Raw genomic sequence first — 17908 nt, forward strand, 5'->3', positions numbered from 1 at the left:
GATCTGCGTCGTCCACAAATCCCCTGTGGGAGCGAGCCTGCTCGCGAAGGGCCGCCAAAGGCCCCGCATCAACCTCAGGCGATAACAACCCCGTCGGCACTCAAACTCCCAAGCGCCACCCCTACCAACGTCACCGAATCCCCACCAAACGTCAGCACGGTATCCTGCCCGACCGCCGACGCATGGGCGCGCAAATCATCCCCCGGCAACACCCCCTGCACGCCAAGAAACACCAGTTTGTCATCGGCCGTATAGCCAACCACACGATCCTGGCCAAACGCGCCATTGAACAGAAACGTATCCGCTCCGCCGCCCGATTCCAGCAGATCATTGCCGGCGCCACCGACAAACACGTCATTGCCCGCGCCGCCGAGCAAATGATCGTTGCCCTCAAGGCCAAACAGCCAGTCGCCGCCGGTATGCGCCTTCAGTGTGTCAGCGCCGGCCGTTCCTCTAACGCTCGATTCATAAGCGGTGAGGTTACTGCCGACTTTCAAACCGCTGGCCGTGACGCTGTGTAGCACGTCGTCCTTGAACACGCCCCAGAGAAACCCCGGCTCTTTGCTGACGATGCTGCCAATGTCACGGGTGATGCTGATCCCGCCGTTGGCATCGCGGATGTACAGGTTGCCAGCGCCGTCGTTGGCAAAATCAAAGTTCTTTACCGTCTGCTGCAAGTCGAGGGTGTTGCTGCCCTGCCCACCCAAAATGATGTTGTACCCGCCGCTGTCGCGGAAGCTGTCATTTCCGGCGCGCCCCTCCAGATAGTCATTTCCGCTGCCGCCCTGGATCAGGTCGTTGCCGTCACTGCCGATGATGAACGTGCTGCCCTTGTGGGTTTCGGCGTTGCGGTTGAGGTCCTGCACCCAAGTGTTGGCCCGCGCCGGGTCGGACAGGTTGGCGACGATGATCGTCGAGTCGCGGCTGGTCAGGTCGTAGAACTTCGATTCCAGCACGCGGATCATGCCGTCGCCGTAACCGGTGGGCAGGTGCGAAATCCACGTCGGGATATTCAGGATCGAATACGGCAGCACGTTCCAGGCGTTCGAGGCGTAGTGATCGTTGAAGCTGACGATGTTGTCGGTGGTCGATGCGTGAGGCGCGTCGTGCACGCCCACCGAGGCACTGCTGAAGGTCGAACCGTCGAGGGCGCGAAACACCGGGTCGTTTTCGTAGCCGATATTCAGCACCTTGTCGCCGCTGCTTTGCGTCGGCGAGGCGTAGGCGATGTAGTTGGAATCAGCGAAAAACCCGCCCCACTTGCCGCCGCTCAGATCGGCCATGCTGTTCACCGCCAGACCGCCAAGGCTGTGACCGCTGACCAGCACGTCCTTGCCGCTGAGGCCGTTGGCCCGGGCGAATGCGACCACATCGTTGAGCAGATTGCCAAAGGCTTCACCGACGTAGTTTTTCGCGTAATCGGCCGGGCCGAACGCCGCGAGCAGATCGTTGATCACGTCGCCAATCGAATCACCGATGAGGATTTCGCGCGGGCCGCTGGTGCCGCGAAAGGCGATACCCAGTTCAGTCAGGTGACCCTGAGCGTCGTACTTGCCGAGGATTTCCACTTGTGCGCTGGTGTAGCCGGACTTCTCGCCGAAGAACGTCCCGCGTGCATCGGTCTTGCCTTCATAGCCCAATTGCGCGGCGCTGATCGGTGTCCAGCCGGCCTTTTGCACGGCCTCGAGGGCGAGTTTTTCCGAATCGGGATTCCACGGGATACCGGGGATCACCCCTTGCGAATCGGTGCCGCCAATCAGCGCGGTAACCAGCGTCGCCGGCAGACCGAGGCCGAAGCCGTTGTGCTGGTAACCGGCGGCGAAGCCGTTATCGAGGTTGTGATAGGAATACAGCGTGATCGCCATGGCATCGCTGAACAGCGCCGCGGAATCGGCTGTGCCGAAGTTCTTGTAATCGTATACACCCATTGCCATTGCCTCTCTTGTTGTTGGAATTGTCAGAGATAGCTCACAGCCAGAGCGCAGGGCTCCGGAGCATTTCATTTGTCGTTCAATGGTCCCTCAAATGTCATGTGTACGCCGTACCTGTGGGAGCGAGCCTGCTCGCGAAGGCGGCAGCACATTCAACATCACAATCGCCTGAACCAGCGCATTCGCGAGCAGGCTCGCTCCCACATTTGGATCTTCTGCACATTTGGATTTTTGTACTCGAACAATCCCATGAGCAGCGCTCCCTTTTCTTGAAAAACCGGCAGCCCGAGAAGCGCTGCCGGTTACGCCTCAGAACTGCCAGTCGAGCGTCAGACCGACTCCGTGATCTTTCTCGTTGGAGCCGATCAAACCGTTGTAGTCGAGGTTGACCCGCACGTCGCGATTGAGCGCCAGCCCGGCGCGCACGCCCACCACGGCAGCGTCACGATCCATCGACACGCTCTGCACCGTGAACGCGCTGTTGCCGTTGGCGAAGGCCAGATGGCTGTCGGCATCGACGCTGCTCAGGTTGTGCTGCCAGCCGAGGCTGGCGCCCAGTGCCAACTGATGCTTATCCGACAAGGCGAAGCTGCGCTTGGCGCGCACGCCGAGGGTGGAGAGCACCACGTCGCGGTTGTCTTCGCCACCCTTGAGCGCGGCAGCGTCACCCTTTTCGGTGAAGCTGTCGGTGTTGAGGTGCACGTAGGACAGATTGGCGAACGGCTCCAGGTTCATCGGTTGCAGGCCCAGGTCGTATGCGGCCTCGGTGAACAGTTGCGCGGTGGTCGCGTCACGTTTGGTTTTCTGTTTGCCGCTGACGTCGCCGAACTGCAGATCACGCTTCACATCGATGCGATGCCAGCTGTAGGCGCCGCCGACGGTCAGGCGCAACGCGTCGATTTCGTGGCCCAGGTACGCACCCAAATGGTAGCTGTCGACCGACGCCGAGGAATGCGTGCCGCTGCCCATGCTCAACGAACTGTCGCTGTAACCGGTGACGAAACCGAGACGGGTATCTTCAGCGATCAGCCCGTCGACACCGGCCAGCAGCCCACCGATGGAGCTGTTGGAGTCGGCATTGTCATGCCCGCCATCGCTTTCGCCCCACGATCCGAGGACCTTGACCCAGACGTTGCTGCGCTCATCAGTCGGCGCATCGGCGTTGAACAGATCACGCTCCCGCAGGCGCTCGCCGACGGCTTCGCGCAGGTAGCGGCTGTCGTTGATCAGCAGCGTGCCGATGGCCGGGTGAATCTCGCCGGACAACTGTTGAAAGGCCTGCTGCGCCGACGCCGCGTTGGGCGACAGCAACAGGGTTTCGAACAGCGCATTGCCCGCGCCCAAACTTTCGGCGGCGGCACCGACGGCGCGTTGGTTCGGTGTCAGACCGACGCTGGCAAACGATGCCTCATTACGCCCGACCGCCAGCTGGATGCCGCCCGCCGAGTAATCGAGGGTGCCGCCGAGGAACGCGTAATTCGGCAAGACCTGCCCGAAGCGCCCTTCAATGCCGCCCGCCGCTTGCAGAATGTTGTAGCGGGTGCCGAGCAGGCTTTGCACTTCGCCGGTGCTGAGCAAGGTCGGGCTGTTTTCCAGCGACAGGCTCACCGTGGCGCCGTCGATGACGGCTTTGCCGCCCGCGACGATCTGGTCGCTGCTGGTTGGCGACAGCTCTACGGCGTAGGTTGAGCCCGGCGCGAAGGTCACGTCCCCCGCCACATTCAGGGTGCCGATGGAGTTGCCCGGCGCCACCGTACCACCGCTGTTCACCGCCAGCGCGCCGATGCGGCCATTGCCGCCGAGGATGCCGCCGTTGTTGACGGTGACCGCCGATTGCAGCGAACCGTTGATGGCCAGACGGCCTTGATTGACCAGGGTCGAGCCGCTGTAAGTGTTGTTGCCGGTCAGCACCAAAGTGCCGATGCCTTGCTTGGTCAGACCGCCGTGGCCGCCGATGTCGTTGCGCCAGGTGTCGAGGCCGCACGTGATGTCGCTGCACACGCGTTCGGTCGGTTTGCCCTGATCGATGATCGCGCCGATGCCCGGCAGATCGGCGACAAACTGGCCGGAACCGTAAGCGCCCTGCACGCGGAACTCCTCGGGAATGTCCTGCTCAGTGACGAACATTGCCGGGCCGTCGATGGCCTTGCGCAGGTTGATCATGCCCCAGCCGTACAAGGCGTCGATGCCCGGTGCGCCGAGGTCGGTCGCAGTGGTGCGCAATACGCTGGCGACCTGATCGCCGGACATATACGGGAAGCGTTCCATCAACACCGCGATGGAACCGGCCACGTGTGGCGCGGCCATCGAGGTGCCGTTGTAGTTTTTGTAGCCGGTGGTCAGGTTGTCGGCGTTGGTACCTTCGATGATCGAGCTGTAGATCTTGGTGCCCGGCGCCGACACGCAATAACTCGCCGTATAGCCGCAACGCGAGGAGAACGTGCTGATCACGTAGGGATTGGCGCTGGCGGTGTCCGGGTTCTGCTGCAATGCGGCGACGGTGATCCAGTTCGGCGCGATGTCCGGAACGAAATAACCGAGGCCGGCAATGGCATCCGGGTTGTTCAGGTTGTAGTCGTTGCCGGCGGCAAAAATGGTGACGATGCCGCTGCGTGCGGCGGCAATCGCGCCGTCGTAGGCGCCGCCGGGTTTGGTGCCGAGCAGGGTGCGGATTTCGTTGAACTGCAACTGCGCGTCGTTGACGGTGAAGTGCGGATACGCCGGATCGCGGCCGCCGAGGTCGAAGCGGTCGGTGATGCCGATGCCCCAGCTGTTATTGATGATCCGCGCTCCGCTGGCGATCAGCGCATCCCAACCGGCCTTGTACACCGCGCCGTCGTTGCCGCGCACGATGCCATCTTCCGGGCCTGGGTCGCCGTTGTCGGCGCTGATGATCTGCGCCCCGAATGCGACGCCATGCATCACCCCGCCGTCGCGACTGCCCGCCGCGATACCGCCGACGTGGGTGCCATGGGCACCGAGCTTGCCGTCGGAGCCGACCGAGGGCGAACCGTCATAGCGGAACGCGTCGCCGGCTTTCACCGGAATATACGGGTCGGTGTATTCGCGGATACCGCTGGTGACCAGGGTGACGACTTTGTTACTGCCAGAGAACTCCGGATGCGCGGCGTAGACCGGCTGATCGAAGATGCCCAGTTTCACGCCTTTGCCGGTGTAGCCGGCGGCGTAGGCGTAATCCGCGCCGATCGCGCCCAGGCCCCAGTCGGCCTTGAATTCATTGCTGCGCCAGCTCGACGGATCGCCGCTGCGGCCGTTCTCAACGTAAGGCGCTGCCTGTGCCATCGCACTGGCACAGAGCATGGCGACTGTCAGGGTTTTCAGGGCAAAGCGGCCACCCGATTGCGCGGGGGTATTGTTGTTATCCATCCACGACCTTCCTTAGTGATGTTGCGAAAAATCCGGTTGTTTCAATAGCTGTGGCGAGAGGCACCTTTGTCCGCGGTAGCCAATGACAGACCGCACCTGTGGCGAGGGGATTCATCCCCGTTGGGTTGCGAAGCGACCCCCCCCGGCAATTTTTCCAACCTACGTAAACACAGGTTTTGCGACTGCTGCGCAGTCGAGCGGGGATAAATCCCCTCGCCACGTTGACTCAAACACATGCAATCAGAACTGCCAGTTCAGGCTCAGGCCAACGCCATGCAGCTTTTCGCGGCTGGCGAGTTGGCCGTTGTAATCGAGGTTGACCCGCACGTCCTTGCTCAACGCCAGACTGGCCTGCACGCCAACCAGTGCGGCATCGCGAACCAGCGCCGAACTCTCCACCGCGTACGGCGTACCGCCGCTGGCAAAGCGCAAATGTTGCTCCGATTCGATCTCGCTGAGGCTGTGCTGCCAGCCGAGACGGGCGCTGACGTCCAGCGCCTGCTGGTTGGAAAGGATGAAGGTTTTGCTCGCCCGCATGCCCAGAGTGCTCAACACCACGTCGCGCGTATCGCCCGAGCTTTTCAAGGCCGCGGCATCGCCCTTCTCGGTAAAGCCCTCGGTGTCGAGATGCAGGTAAGTCAGGTTGGCGAACGGTTCCAGCGCCAACGCTTGCAACTGCAAGCGATACGCCGCCTCGGCGAAAACCTGAGTGGTGGTCGCATCAAGCTTGGCTTTCTGCTTGGCGCTGACGTCGTCGTATTGCAGATCGCGCTTTACATCGCCGCGATGCCAGCTGTACGCCGCGCCGGTGCTCAAACGCCAGGCACCGAGGTCGTGGCCGGCGTAAGCGCCGAGGTGATAGCTGTCGACTTTCGCCGAGGAATGCGTGCCCGAGCCCATGCTCAAGGAGCTGTCGCTGTAGCCGGTGACCAGACCGATGCGGGTCTGCTCATCGAGCGCGCCGTCGACACCGGCCAACAGACCGCCGATCGAGGTGTTGTAGCCGGCCGTGTCGTGGCCCGAATCGGTGCTGCCCCAGGCCCCGAGGGCTTTGATCCAGCCATTGCTGCGGGTCGCCGATTCATCGTGCAGCCGCTCGCCAACCGCATCACGCAACTGTCGGCTGTCGTTGATCAGCATCGTGCCCAGCGCCGGATAAATCTCGCCGCTCAGTTGCTGAAAGGCTTGCTGCGCCGAAGCTTGAGTCGGTGCACGAAGCACACTTTCGTATACCGAATTGCCAGCGCCCAACGCTTCGACTGCCGCTGCCACCGAACGCTGGTTCGGGGTTTGCCCGACGCTGGCGAAGCTTGTGGCATTGCGCTGGATATTCAGTTGAATGCCGGTTGCGGCGTAGTCGAGGGCGCCGCCGATGAACAGATAGTTCGGCACCACCGCAGCGAACTGCCCCTGCACGCCGCCGGCCGCTTGCAGGATGTTGTACTGACGACCGAGCAGGCTTTGCGCTTCGGCGCTGCTGAGCAAGGTCGGGCTGTTTTCCAGCGCCAGGCTGACGCTGGCGCCGCTGACGGTTGCCGTGCCGCCGGCGACGATACGGTCGCTGCTGGTGGGCGACAGCTCAACGGCGTAAGTCGAGCCCGGATTGAATGTCACATCACCGGCGACGTTCAAGGTGCCGATGGAATTGCCCGGTGCCACCCGGCCGCCGCTGTTGGCGGTCAACGCGCCGATGCGTCCGGAGCCGCCGAGGGTGCCGCTGTTGTTGACGGTGACCGCTGAGGTCAGCGAACCGTTGACGGTCAGCAGACCGCCATTGACCGTGGTCGGACCGCGATAGGTGTTGTCGCCGCTGAGCAGCAATTGCCCGGCGCCGGACTTGATCAGGCTGCCCTGATAAACCCGCTTCGCCGCCGCTGCATCGCGGAGCATGCCGACGGCGTAATCGGTCTGGTCCTGCTGACTGGCGTCGGCCGCAACACCGTTCTGCCAGCCTTTGTCCTGCAGGGTTTGCTGCCAGGCACTGTGCTCGGCGAGGTCTTCGCGCTGGCGCTGGAGCAGCGCCTTGTCAGAAATGTCGTTGCTCCAGACATCGCGCTGCCCTGCCCCCAGACTGGCGTCGAACGCACCGAGCAATTGCCCCGGCCCGCGCATCGCCCGACTGAGATTGGCGACGCCCCAGCCGACGCGCTCGCTCGGCGCATCGGTGACCGAGCCATCGAGTTGCGTGGCGGTGGTCAGCAGCACTTCGAGCGCCTGCTGGTTGCTCATGTACGGATAGCGTTCCATCACCAGCGCCAGGGCGCCGGTCGCGTGCGGCGCCGCCATCGAGGTGCCGGATTTGATCGCGTAGCCGCCACCGGGAATGGTGCTGTCGATCTTCGCCCCCGGTGTGGTGATGCACCAGTATTTGGCGATGCCGCACTGGTTGTACTTCTGCTGATTGCTCTGATCGAGGCCGGACACTGCCAGCCAGTGGCCCTCCAGGTCCGGCTGAAAATACGGCAGCGCTGAACGTACGCTGGCGTTCGGGTAGCCGCTGTTGCCGGCGCTGAACACATTGATCACACCGCGCCGGGAGACATCGGCAGCAGCGTCGAGCCAGGTGCCCTTGTTCCAGTGCTGCGCGTAGGCGGCGTGCAGATCCGCGAGAGTGCGATAGCTGACATCCGGCGGCTGGCTGCCCCAACTGTTATTGATCGCCCGCACCCCGGCATCGGCGAGGCTGTCATAGACCGCTTTGAAATAACGCGGATCAGGGCTGGGGCCGAAGAGGAAACTGTCGTTCTTGTTGGTGTTGCCGACGTAGATCTGCGCGTTGTACGCCACGCCGTGCATGCCGTTGCCGTCACGGGTTGCGCCCATGGTGCCGACCACGTGGGTGCCGTGGGAATCGTTGTTGGGATTGAGCGTGCCGTCGACGTTGAACGCTGAGCCATCGACGTAGCTGCCGCTGGCCCTTACCGGGTGATAACGGTCGGCGGAGAATTCGGGATGGGCGGCATCGAAACCGGAATCGAGCGCGCCGATCTTCACGCCCTTGCCGGTGATGCCGGCGGCATAGGCCTGATCAGCCTGCATGCGTTCGAGGCCCCAGTCACGCAGGAACTCGGCGCTGCGCCAACTTGCCGGATTGCCGGGCTCGCCGGGTTCGAGGTATTGCGCCTGAGTCGCCGAGGTCACCAGCAAAAGCGTGCCGAGCCAAATCGGTTTGATGCGTACGTCCATGGTCATCACTCTCGTTTTTGTTGTTTTGTTCAGGGCTGAATTGCGTTGTCGCCTGTTCCCCTCACCCCAGCCCTCTCCCCGAGGAGAGGGAGCCGATTTGTGTTGATGTCAAAACCTGCGTCCGGCTCGGTGGTTCAGGTCGATGCAGCTATCGCAGGCCACTCGGTCAGTCCCCTCACCCTCTGGGAGAGGGTTAGGGTGAGGGCTGTTGCGCGACCACAAACGCTTCGTCCACCCGCACCAGATCCTGCTCATAACGTCTCGGTGCAAAGCCTCAGATCCTGCGGTGTCGCCCGTTCCCCTCACCCCAGCCCTCTCCCAAAGGGAGAGGGAGCCGACCGTGTTGTCTTCAGTCATTCAGCGACCTGAGAAAACCAGTCGATTACGGATTCAGCACAGCTCGTTCAAGTCGGTGCATCTCGCCAATCTCCCCGGATTGGTCCCCTCTCCCTGCAGGAGAGGGAGCCGATTTTTGTTGATGTCAAACCTGCGTCCAGCTCGGTGGTTCAGGTCGATGCAGCTATCGCAGGCCACTCGGTCAGTCCCCTCTCCCTCTGGGAGAGGGTTAGGGTGAGGGCTGTTGCGCGACCACAAATGCTTCGTCCACCCGCGCCAGATCCTGCTCATTCAGCGTCCCGGCGTAGTAATGCAATTTGGTCCAGGCCATCAGGTAGTCGTAGCGCGCTTGGGCCAAATCCCGGCGGGTGGTGAACAGTTGCTGCTCGGCGTTCAACGCATCGAGATTGGTGCGTTCGCCGCCCAGAATGCTTTGTCGGGTCGAGACCACCAGCGCTTCGGCCGACTTCAAGGCTTTCTGATAAGCGCGCAATTTGTTCACCCCAGAAAGGCAGGCGCTGAACTGGCGGCGCAGTTCGATCAAGGTTTCGCGGGTTTTGCCATCCAGTTCGTATTCGGCCTGTTCCATGGTGCGGCTGGCTTGCCGTGTGGAGGCGGACACCCCGCCGCCGGCGTACAGCGGCACGCTGACTTCCAGGCCGATGGTGTTGGTTTCGTAGCGCTGGTTATAGGTGTTGCCGCTTTCGGACTCGTTGTCGCGCATCGAGGCATAAGCACTGACTTTCGGCAGATGCCCGGCGCGGTTGCGCTCGACTTCGTAGCGCGCCACTTCCACGGCCTGACGCTGCGAAGCGAGGTTCGGGTTGTTGCTAATCGCCAGTTCATGCCAGGTGTCGAAGTTGGCCGGTTGCAGGGTGAAGGTCTGGAATTGCTGACCAAGCGGCGCCAGATCGCCGATATCCACCGTCGGCACGCCCACCAGCGCGCCCAGCTCGCGCAAAGCGGCATCCTGCTCGTTGCGCGCTTCGATCTCCTCGGCAGTCGCCAGCTCATAGCGCGACTCGGCTTCGAGAATATCGGTGCGCGTGCCCTCGCCCTGCTTGAACATGTGTTCGTTCTGCTGGAACTGCTGTTCGTAGGCCTTCTTCTTCGCCTGGGCGATGTCGATCTGGTCCTGGGCGAACAAGGCTTTGGTGTAGTTATCCAGCACGCGCACCAACAGCTCCTGACTCTTGCCGCGAAAGGCTTCGTCGGCGAACAACGACTGCGCGACGCCCTTGCGATACGCCGCGTAAGCCTCGTAATCGAGCAGCGGTTGCTGCACCGTGAGCGCCGAGCCGTAACTGCTGTAATTACGCTCATCGGTGCGGTTGCGCGCACGATCATCCAGAGACGTAGCCTTGGACGAGTTGCGGCCCTTGTTGTAGGTGTAGCCGATCCGTGGCAGCAACCCGGCGCGGCCAATCGCGCGGTTTTCCAGGCCGGCATCGCGCTCCTTGATCGCCCCCAGGAAAACCGGATCATTGCGCAACGCCTGTTCGTAAATCTCGAATGGACCCATGGCCGCGACTGCCGAGTGACTCGTGAGCAGCGTCATTGCGGCCCCCAGCATGCAAAGCTTTTTCATACAGCCGAACATCCTTATTCCTCGGTCAACGCAGAACCGGCGCGATCGAGCAGCGGTTTGAACAGGTAGTTGAGGAGTGAACGCTCACCGGTGCGCACGAACATTTCCGCCGGCATGCCGGGTTTGATCACCAGGCCGTTGAGCTTTTCCATGGCCTGATCGCTGACGCTGCTGCGCAACACGTAATACGGCATACCGGTTTTCTCATCGACCATCTGGTCGGCGGAGATCAGGCTGACTTCGCCGGGCACACGCGGGGTTTTGCTCTGGTTGAACGCGGTGAACAGGATGTCCACCGGCAAATGCGTGCCGACCTTGTCGATCAGGTTGGTCGGCAAGTGCCCTTCCACTTCCAGGGTGGTGCCCTGCGGAACGATCTCCAGCAAGGTTTCGCCCTGACGCACCACAGCGCCTTCGGTGTGCACACCGAGGTTGACTGCCACGCCATCGGCGGTGGCGAGGATTTCGCTGTGTTGCAGGTCAAAACCGGCGGAGGTCAGTTGCTCGGACAAGGTGACGCTTTTCAGCTGTGCGTCGGCCAGTTGCGTACGCACTTCCTTCTGATATTCCTCGCCGTGCTGCTGCAACTTCAGGCGCGACTCAAGGATGCCCTGCTCCACGCGCCCGCTTTCACCGGTGTTTTCTGCCAGTTGTTGCTGCACTTGCGACAGTTGCCGCTGGTAGTCCATCAAGCGGTTGCGCGGGATGTAGCCGTTGTCGGCCAGCGGTTGCAGATTGCTCAATTGTTGCTGCAAGGAACTGGCCTGAGCATTGAGGTCGCTGCGCGCGCGGCGCATGCCGGCCAGTTGTGCAGTGGCGCCTTCGATGTTGGCGCGCAGTGCCGCTTGCTCCCGGGAGAACGCTTCGCGGCGGCTGCTGAACAGTTGCCGCTGGCCTTCCAGCACCAGCGCCAGGCGCGGGTCCGGGTCGTTGCTCAATTCAGGCGGAAAGATCACTTGTTTGAGGTTGTCGCGCTCGGCCTGCCAGCGCGCGAGGCTGGCCCAAGCCATGCGGTACTGCGCCTGCAGCGATTGCACATCGGCGGCGACCTGCGTCTGATCGAGGCGGAACAGTGGCTGGCCCTGCTTCACGATCTGGCCTTCGCGCACCAGAATCCGGCTGACCACGCCGCTGCTCATCGACTGCACAGCCTTGCGTTTGCCCGACACCACCACGGTGCCCTGCACTGGAATGCCCTGATCCAGCGGCGCCAGCGCCGCCCAGGTGAAGAAACTGCCAGCGCCGACGATGGCCAGAATCCAGCCCATGCGCGCGAAGAATTTCGCGTCGCGTTCCGGGCGCTCGGTGAGGTAGGCGTGTTCCATGTTCGCTTCGCTTTCAGTGTTCATGCTGGCGCTGCTCATACACCCGAATTCCTTGTCGAGGGCTGATACTGCCGGCTCATGCTGAGCCCGCCCGGTGTTTGTGCGGCTTTTTCACGTTGCTGTTCGTGCTGACCGGAAAGTGCCTTGAGCACATCCTGACTCGGGCCGAACGCCTGCAAACGGCCGTCGTTGAGCACGAGCAATTTGTCAGCCTGAGCCAGCACCGAAGAACGATGGGTGACCAGAATCACCGTGGTGCCCTGAGCCTTGAGTTGCGCGATGGCGCTGGCCAGTGCCGCTTCGCCGACGGTATCGAGATTGGAATTGGGTTCATCCAGCACCACCAGACTTGGCGTGCCGTACAGCGCGCGGGCCAAGGCCACGCGTTGCTTCTGGCCACCGGACAAACCGCTGCCGTCCTCGCCCAGTTGCGTGTCGTAGCCTTGCGGCAGGCGCAGGATCATCTCGTGAACGCCGGCCTGCTGCGCGGCGGCTACGACTTTTTGCGGGTCGGCTTCGCTGAAGCGCGCGATGTTTTCGGCAATGGAGCCGCTGAACAGCTCGATGTCTTGCGGCAAATAACCGATATACGGGCCGAGCTGGTCGCGGTTCCAGCGGTGAATATCGGCACCGTCGAGGCGCACGGTGCCGCCCAGAACCGGCCACACGCCGACCAGCACCCGAGCCAGCGTCGACTTGCCGGAACCGGAGGCGCCGAGCACGCCGAGCACTTCACCAGCGCCCAGATTGAAATTGACCAGATGCAGCGTCGCCGCACGCTGCCCAGGCGGGCCGGCGCTGACTTGTTCGAAGGTGATCTGGCCTTTCGGTGCCGGCAGTGCCATCGCCTCGTCGCTTGGCGGAAACGCCTGCAACAGCGCATCCAGACGCCGGTAAGCCAGCTTCGCCCCGCTCCACTGCTTCCAAACGGCGATCAGCTGGTCGATCGGGCTCAGCACGCGGCCCATCAGGATCGAACCGGCGATCATCATCCCCGCCGTCATGTCGCCCTTGATCACCAGCAACGCGCCCAGGCCCAGCACCAGGGATTGCAGGCACAGGCGCAGGGTCTTGCTCAGCGAACTGATCACCGCGCCGGTGTCGCTGGCCTGGTTCTGCAAGCCGAGGAAGCGCGAATGCACCCCGAACCAGCGCTTGCGCAGCGAGCCGAGCATGCCCATCGCCTGAATGGTTTCGGCGTTGTGCAAGTGGCTGGTAGCCAACTGGCTCGACTGCTGGGAAAAACCGGCGGCTTCGCCCAGCGGTTTTTTGGTCATGTATTCGTTGAGGCAGGCCAGTGCAACCAGCAATAACGCGCCCGCCGTGGCCAGCACGCCGAGCCAGACATTGAACAAGTAGATGACAAACAGATAGACCGGGAACCACGGTGCGTCGAAGAAGGCGAACAGCGCCGGGCCGGTGACGAACTGGCGAATGTGGGTCAGGTCGCCCAGCGACTGCCCGGCGTTGCCTTCGCCCTTGAACAGATTGCGCTCGAACGCGGCTTGATAGACCCGCAGGTTGAAACGACGCTCCAACTGGCTGCCGATGCGGATGACGATAAAGCTGCGGAGCACTTCCAGCAGGCCGATGAAAGCGAAGAATCCGACCACCATCAACGACAGCATTGCCAGGGTGGTTTCGTTCTGCGACGAGAGCACCCGGTCATAGACTTGCAGCATGTAGATCGACGGTACCAGCATCAATACGTTGATCAACGCCGTAAAACAACCGACGCTGATCAAGATGCTCTTGTAGTCACCCAGTGCCTTGATTAACGGAGCGGTGGCCGGAGACTTCGCCATCTTCATTGATTCTTCCTGAATTCATGTTCTCGTCATTACGGACGAGCATTCCATTGATATTTCGCCTACCTGCCGAAGAGGACTTGCAAATAGTGCTTACAATTTCATAACAAGTTAACCAGTGGTCGCTTATTACTTATGATCACTGGTGCTTATCAACTTTCTGGGCATTGCTTATTGCCCCGCACGCTCTAGCGTGATGAGTAATCCGCCATCCAGGTTTTTTGTATATACGCTCTCGCGCTGGCGGCTGAAAAACGCAATTTTCGAACCTTTCTCGCCGATGATGGCAACGCCATCGGGCTCCGGAAACCAACTGATCGGCGCTTCGCCCAACCACGCGGCCAGACATTCAGTGCCCTCGCCCAAGGTCTGGTTCGGCGCAAGCTCGACCAGGCAAGTGTTCGAGGGCTTGTCTTGCAGCGACCGCGTTTCGGGTGTGTCGCTGTGACCGGTCAAAGTGGCCTGCCAGCGCCCGGCAAATGCCGAGGGGTCGTCGAGTCTGAGGCTGCTTGCCATGCTTGTCGCTCCGGTCATCATCAGCGTGACTGCCATCAGCCATGCCATCGTGGTGTAGGTGAAAACGTATCGACTCATAGGAAATTTCACTTCGGTCTGTAGCCTTGCCCAGCGATCAGGCCGATGCAAGCGAAGAAAGCGACGCACGAGGCGCCGCTTTCCTTTCACATCACGCCACGATGTCGCTGGTCGCTGCCTGGCCAACGGTGCTGACGATGAAGTCAGCCACGCCATGCCCGGAGAAATCCACCGACAACAGGCTGTTGCCGCCCGACGAGGTCAGCACTGCGTCGCCGGCAGAACCGGTGAAGCTGTTGACGAAGTGCAGGCCCGCGCCGTTGGTGATGCCGGTCAGGTCGATTTTGTCCAGACCGCTGACAAAATCGAGAATCTGATCGATCGCCCCCGGCTTGGAGTCCGAGCTGGCGGCGAACACGAAAGTGTCCGAACCGGCGCCGCCCCACAGCTTGTCGGCACCGCCAGCGCCGAAGAGGATGTCGTTGCCGGCACCACCCTTCAGTTCGTTGGCCACGCTGTTACCGATCAATAGATCACTGCCCGAACCACCAATCGCGTTCTCGATGACTGCGCCCTTGGCGATCGACACGTTGCCGACCATGCCGCCAACGTCGGAGAACGAAGCGCTATTGAGGTTGATTTTCTGGTTCTGGGTAAACCCGGAAAAGTCCAGGGTATCCTTGCCGCCGGCATCCCAGACCGAGAACACCACCTTGTCGCTCGACGACGACGCGCTGAGGAAATCGCGGCCGGCATTGGAGTTGAAGCCGTAGGTGGTGTCGCCGGTGCGGGTGGTGGTGTTGGCGCCGTAGAGTTTCTGGATGGCTGCGATGTCGTCCATCAGCGGGCCGGACGAATAGGCTTCGACGCCACCCTTGCTGAAGTTCTGGTTGGTGTTGCTTTCGCTCCAGTAACTCATGACGCTGTAGCCACGGGTGTCCTGGCCATAAGTCGCGTCGTTGTAAGTCGGGTTGCCATTGCCGGCGTTGTAGTCGCCAGGGTGAGCAAGGCCCAAGGTATGGCCGATTTCGTGGGTCAGGGTCTGACGCCCGTAGTTGTTCAGATCCGGGTTCTTGTTCTGCGTGTAACCGCTGTTGATCAGGTACCACGAAGTACCGTCATAACCAGCGCCGGTCCCCGGCAGATAGGCAAACGCCGCAGCGCCATCCTGACCACCGCTGTAGTTACCGAAGGTCATGTGCCCGTCACCGCCCGAGGCTTTCTCGGTAAAGGTGACATTGGCCACATCGGCCCACGACTGCATGGCGAGCTTGGCCTGCGCCTGCTGCTGCGCGCTGAACTGACTGAACCCGCTGATGCCGTGCTTGTTCATCGTGCTGTTCGAGGCCGAAGTCAGAAACGTATAGGTGAGGTCGATCTTGCCGCTGCCGTCCTTGTCCTGGTAGGCAGCGCCGTCACGCAGCAATTGCGTAGCCGCCTGGTCGACGGTGTACGAGGGTTTGCCATTGACCGTGAGGTTGCCGCCACGGTCGTACTGATGGCTGAAGCTATTGATCTGGTTGTACGCCGAGCTGAACGCGGCCAGTTGGAAAGCCTGTTCGGCGGAATCAACAGCATTGGTTTTAACTTTCGACATAAACACACTTCCTTGTTTAGCAATGGAACAGTTTTTGTCCGACAGGACGATCTTTGGCGAGATCGTCCTATCACTCGCCCAATGAGGCGTAACGAACCTGACACAATTTGAAATCTGTCGTAAAGAGTTTTTTTGCGATCCAATTTGGTGATATCAGGAAACTGCCGTAAACAAAGCGTGCGGGGAGAAAAGATTGTTTTTAGTTGCGGTGAGGGTGGAAATTGTCTGACGATTTTCTATTTAAATATTAAATATCGGTAAGTTTGAATTTGTTGGGCAAGTCACACTTTCAGTCAGGGGTGCCAGTGCTTTGATATCAACTCCGCGGCGATATTCGAACTGTAGGAGCTGTAGGAGCTGACGAGTGAAACGAGGCTGCGATCTCTTGATCTTGATCTTCAAAAAATCAAAATCAAAAGATCGCAGCCTCGTTGCACTCACCGATTCCTGTAGAGCGATTTATTGAGATAGAGAAGGACCACCCTGGTCAAAGATCACGTCGACCTCGTAGCTGTCGCCTCCAAGGGCTTCAGTGGTGAATTGCAATTTACCGTTAATGCGCTCCCCTGAATGCTGGAGCGTCACAAAGCCCGGCTTTTCCTTGTCTGCGTAAAAATGTCTGGGTTCAGTAGTCGCCCCAGAGCGGGTGTAAGCCACAAAAAGAACTCGCGCGTCCGTGAGCGGAATCTCTGTGCCGGCATCAGCCTTGTTGCTGAGATTCACTGCTATAGATGAAAGATGAAAGCTGCTATTGCCCTCCGGGTCGACCATCGTGCCATGAAATCTGAGCGTCCCTCCCTGCTCGTCGCGATGGGTTTCTCTGGCGAAGAACTTTAATTCCTTACCATTACGAAGGTTTGTCACCGCCCCCTTCAATACATTTTCAAGACCATTTTCATTGCTCATCATCAAAAATCCTCTGTAAGGAAAGGCGGAATTTCGCCCTCCTGCCGAGGCATTAAATCCAATTTCCAGCGAAGCTGGACCTGTCAACAATGACAGGTGCAAACTCTGTTTTTTCGTGCTAACTCTCGCTAACGCTATAACGCCGGGCGCTTTAGCGCCCGGAAGACCTCGATCAACTCCCCGTCCGAATCTTGTTCCAAACCCGCGTCCGGATCCGGTCGATATTCAGCGGCATCGCTTCCAGCGCAAACAGTTTGCCCATCATTTCCGCGCTCGGGTAAACCTTGGTGTCGTTCTTGATTGCCGGGTCGATCAGTTTGTCGGCTTGTTCGTTGCCATTGGCGTAATGCACGTAATTGGTGATGCCGGCCATGACATCGGGGCGCAGCAGGTAATTCATGAAGGCGTAGCCGGCCTTTTCGTCTGGTGCGTCGGCGGGCATGGCGACCATGTCGAACCAGATCGCCGCGCCTTCCTTGGGAATCGCATAACCGATCTCGACGCCGTTCTTGGCTTCCTTGGCGCGGTTCTCCGCTTGCAGGATGTCGCCGGAAAAGCCTACTGCTACGCAGATGTCGCCGTTGGCCAAATCACTGGTGTACTTGGAGGAATGGAAGTAGCTGACGTAAGGCCGCACTTTCATCAGCAGCGCTTCGGCTTTCTTGTAGTCTTCGGGATTTTTGCTGTGGTGCGGCAGGCCCAGGTAGTTGAGCGCCGCAGGGAGCAATTCCGGGCCGTTGTCGAGGATCGCCACGCCGCACTTCTGCAGTTTCTCCATGTATTCGGGCTTGAAGATCAGATCCCAGGAATCCACCGGCGCGTTGTCGCCCAGCACCGCTTTGACCTTGGCAATGTTGTAGCCGATACCGGTGCTGCCCCACAGATAAGGGAAGCCGTGCTCGTTGTCAGGGTCGTTGGTTTGCAGGGCCTTGAGCAGCGCCGGGTTGAGGTTCTTCCAGTTCGGCAACTGACTCTTGTCGAGTTTCTTCAGCGCCCCGCCCTGAATTTGCCGCGCCATGAAGTGGTTCGACGGAAAAACCACGTCGTAACCGGATTTGCCGGTCATCAGCTTGCCGTCGAGGGTTTCGTTGCTGTCGTAGACGTCATAAGTGACGCCGATGCCCGTGTCTTTCTGGAAGTTCTTCGTGGTGTCCGGGGCGATGTAGTCGGACCAGTTGTAGACCTTGACCGTCTCGGCCGCGTGACTGACGGAAGCGGCCAGCAGCAGCAGCGGCGCCAATGCGAGGGTTTTCTGGATCATGAGGCGATTCCTGTATGGGCTTTTTTTGTTGGCAGGCAATCAAAGGATC

At 60.7% G+C, this 17908-nt stretch carries 10 protein-coding genes; all 10 read right to left on the bottom strand.

Annotation, left to right across the window (positions count from 1 at the left end; genetic code table 11):
* Positions 1 to 74: 74 nt before the first annotated feature.
* The 10 genes from PspCFBP13508_RS03550 to PspCFBP13508_RS03600 all read right to left on the bottom strand — a co-directional run bounded on the left by PspCFBP13508_RS03550 (position 75) and on the right by PspCFBP13508_RS03600 (position 17859).
* Positions 75 to 1928 carry a polyurethanase gene (locus tag PspCFBP13508_RS03550; RefSeq protein ID WP_137213807.1) on the bottom strand — a complete coding sequence of 618 codons (1854 nt, stop codon included), beginning with the start codon at positions 1926 to 1928 and terminating at the stop codon, positions 75 to 77.
* A gap of 312 nt (positions 1929 to 2240) precedes the next feature.
* Positions 2241 to 5318 carry an autotransporter serine protease gene (locus PspCFBP13508_RS03560; protein ID WP_137213671.1) on the bottom strand — a complete coding sequence of 1026 codons (3078 nt, stop codon included), beginning with the start codon at positions 5316 to 5318 and terminating at the stop codon, positions 2241 to 2243.
* Positions 5319 to 5558: 240 nt separating this feature from the next.
* The gene (locus PspCFBP13508_RS03565) at positions 5559 to 8504 is read right to left on the bottom strand and encodes an autotransporter serine protease (protein ID WP_137213672.1); all 2946 of its coding nucleotides are present in this window, start codon (positions 8502 to 8504) and stop codon (positions 5559 to 5561) included.
* A gap of 565 nt (positions 8505 to 9069) precedes the next feature.
* Positions 9070 to 10440 (bottom strand): TolC family outer membrane protein, encoded by a 1371-nt coding sequence (locus PspCFBP13508_RS03570; protein WP_137213673.1) that lies wholly within the window; start codon positions 10438 to 10440, stop codon positions 9070 to 9072.
* A gap of 2 nt (positions 10441 to 10442) precedes the next feature.
* On the bottom strand, positions 10443 to 11792 hold the full coding sequence (locus PspCFBP13508_RS03575) for an HlyD family type I secretion periplasmic adaptor subunit (RefSeq protein ID WP_137213674.1): 1350 nt from the start codon (positions 11790 to 11792) through the stop codon (positions 10443 to 10445).
* Positions 11789 to 13564 (bottom strand): type I secretion system permease/ATPase, encoded by a 1776-nt coding sequence (locus tag PspCFBP13508_RS03580; protein WP_137213675.1) that lies wholly within the window; start codon positions 13562 to 13564, stop codon positions 11789 to 11791. The genes PspCFBP13508_RS03575 and PspCFBP13508_RS03580 overlap by 4 nt, the downstream gene beginning before the upstream one ends.
* A 168-nt stretch (positions 13565 to 13732) precedes the next feature.
* Positions 13733 to 14224, bottom strand: a complete 492-nt coding sequence (locus PspCFBP13508_RS03585; RefSeq protein ID WP_343287056.1) for an AprI/Inh family metalloprotease inhibitor — start codon at positions 14222 to 14224, stop codon at positions 13733 to 13735.
* A gap of 22 nt (positions 14225 to 14246) precedes the next feature.
* Positions 14247 to 15692, bottom strand: a complete 1446-nt coding sequence (locus tag PspCFBP13508_RS03590) for a serralysin family metalloprotease (RefSeq protein WP_130912418.1) — start codon at positions 15690 to 15692, stop codon at positions 14247 to 14249.
* A gap of 459 nt (positions 15693 to 16151) precedes the next feature.
* The gene (locus PspCFBP13508_RS03595) at positions 16152 to 16601 is read right to left on the bottom strand and encodes a hypothetical protein (protein ID WP_137213676.1); all 450 of its coding nucleotides are present in this window, start codon (positions 16599 to 16601) and stop codon (positions 16152 to 16154) included.
* Between the two features lie 169 nt (positions 16602 to 16770).
* Positions 16771 to 17859: a polyamine ABC transporter substrate-binding protein gene (locus PspCFBP13508_RS03600; protein ID WP_137213677.1), complete on the bottom strand. Its 1089-nt coding sequence runs from the start codon at positions 17857 to 17859 to the stop codon at positions 16771 to 16773.
* Positions 17860 to 17908: the final 49 nt, after the last annotated feature.

It is taken from the genome of Pseudomonas sp. CFBP13508 (genome assembly GCF_005233515.1).
Classification (GTDB): domain Bacteria; phylum Pseudomonadota; class Gammaproteobacteria; order Pseudomonadales; family Pseudomonadaceae; genus Aquipseudomonas; species Aquipseudomonas mercuritolerans.

What these genes read in the sequence shown, in the direction of transcription:
- PspCFBP13508_RS03550 (WP_137213807.1), bottom strand. Translation starts at nt 1,928, where the DNA reads ATGGGTGTATACGATTACAAGAACTTCGGCACAGCCGATTCCGCGGCG.
- PspCFBP13508_RS03560 (WP_137213671.1), bottom strand. Translation starts at nt 5,318, where the DNA reads ATGGATAACAACAATACCCCCGCGCAATCGGGTGGCCGCTTTGCCCTG.
- PspCFBP13508_RS03565 (WP_137213672.1), bottom strand. Translation starts at nt 8,504, where the DNA reads ATGGACGTACGCATCAAACCGATTTGGCTCGGCACGCTTTTGCTGGTG.
- PspCFBP13508_RS03570 (WP_137213673.1), bottom strand. Translation starts at nt 10,440, where the DNA reads ATGTTCGGCTGTATGAAAAAGCTTTGCATGCTGGGGGCCGCAATGACG.
- PspCFBP13508_RS03575 (WP_137213674.1), bottom strand. Translation starts at nt 11,792, where the DNA reads ATGAGCAGCGCCAGCATGAACACTGAAAGCGAAGCGAACATGGAACAC.
- PspCFBP13508_RS03580 (WP_137213675.1), bottom strand. Translation starts at nt 13,564, where the DNA reads ATGAAGATGGCGAAGTCTCCGGCCACCGCTCCGTTAATCAAGGCACTG.
- PspCFBP13508_RS03590 (WP_130912418.1), bottom strand. Translation starts at nt 15,692, where the DNA reads ATGTCGAAAGTTAAAACCAATGCTGTTGATTCCGCCGAACAGGCTTTC.
- PspCFBP13508_RS03595 (WP_137213676.1), bottom strand. Translation starts at nt 16,601, where the DNA reads ATGATGAGCAATGAAAATGGTCTTGAAAATGTATTGAAGGGGGCGGTG.
- PspCFBP13508_RS03600 (WP_137213677.1), bottom strand. Translation starts at nt 17,859, where the DNA reads ATGATCCAGAAAACCCTCGCATTGGCGCCGCTGCTGCTGCTGGCCGCT.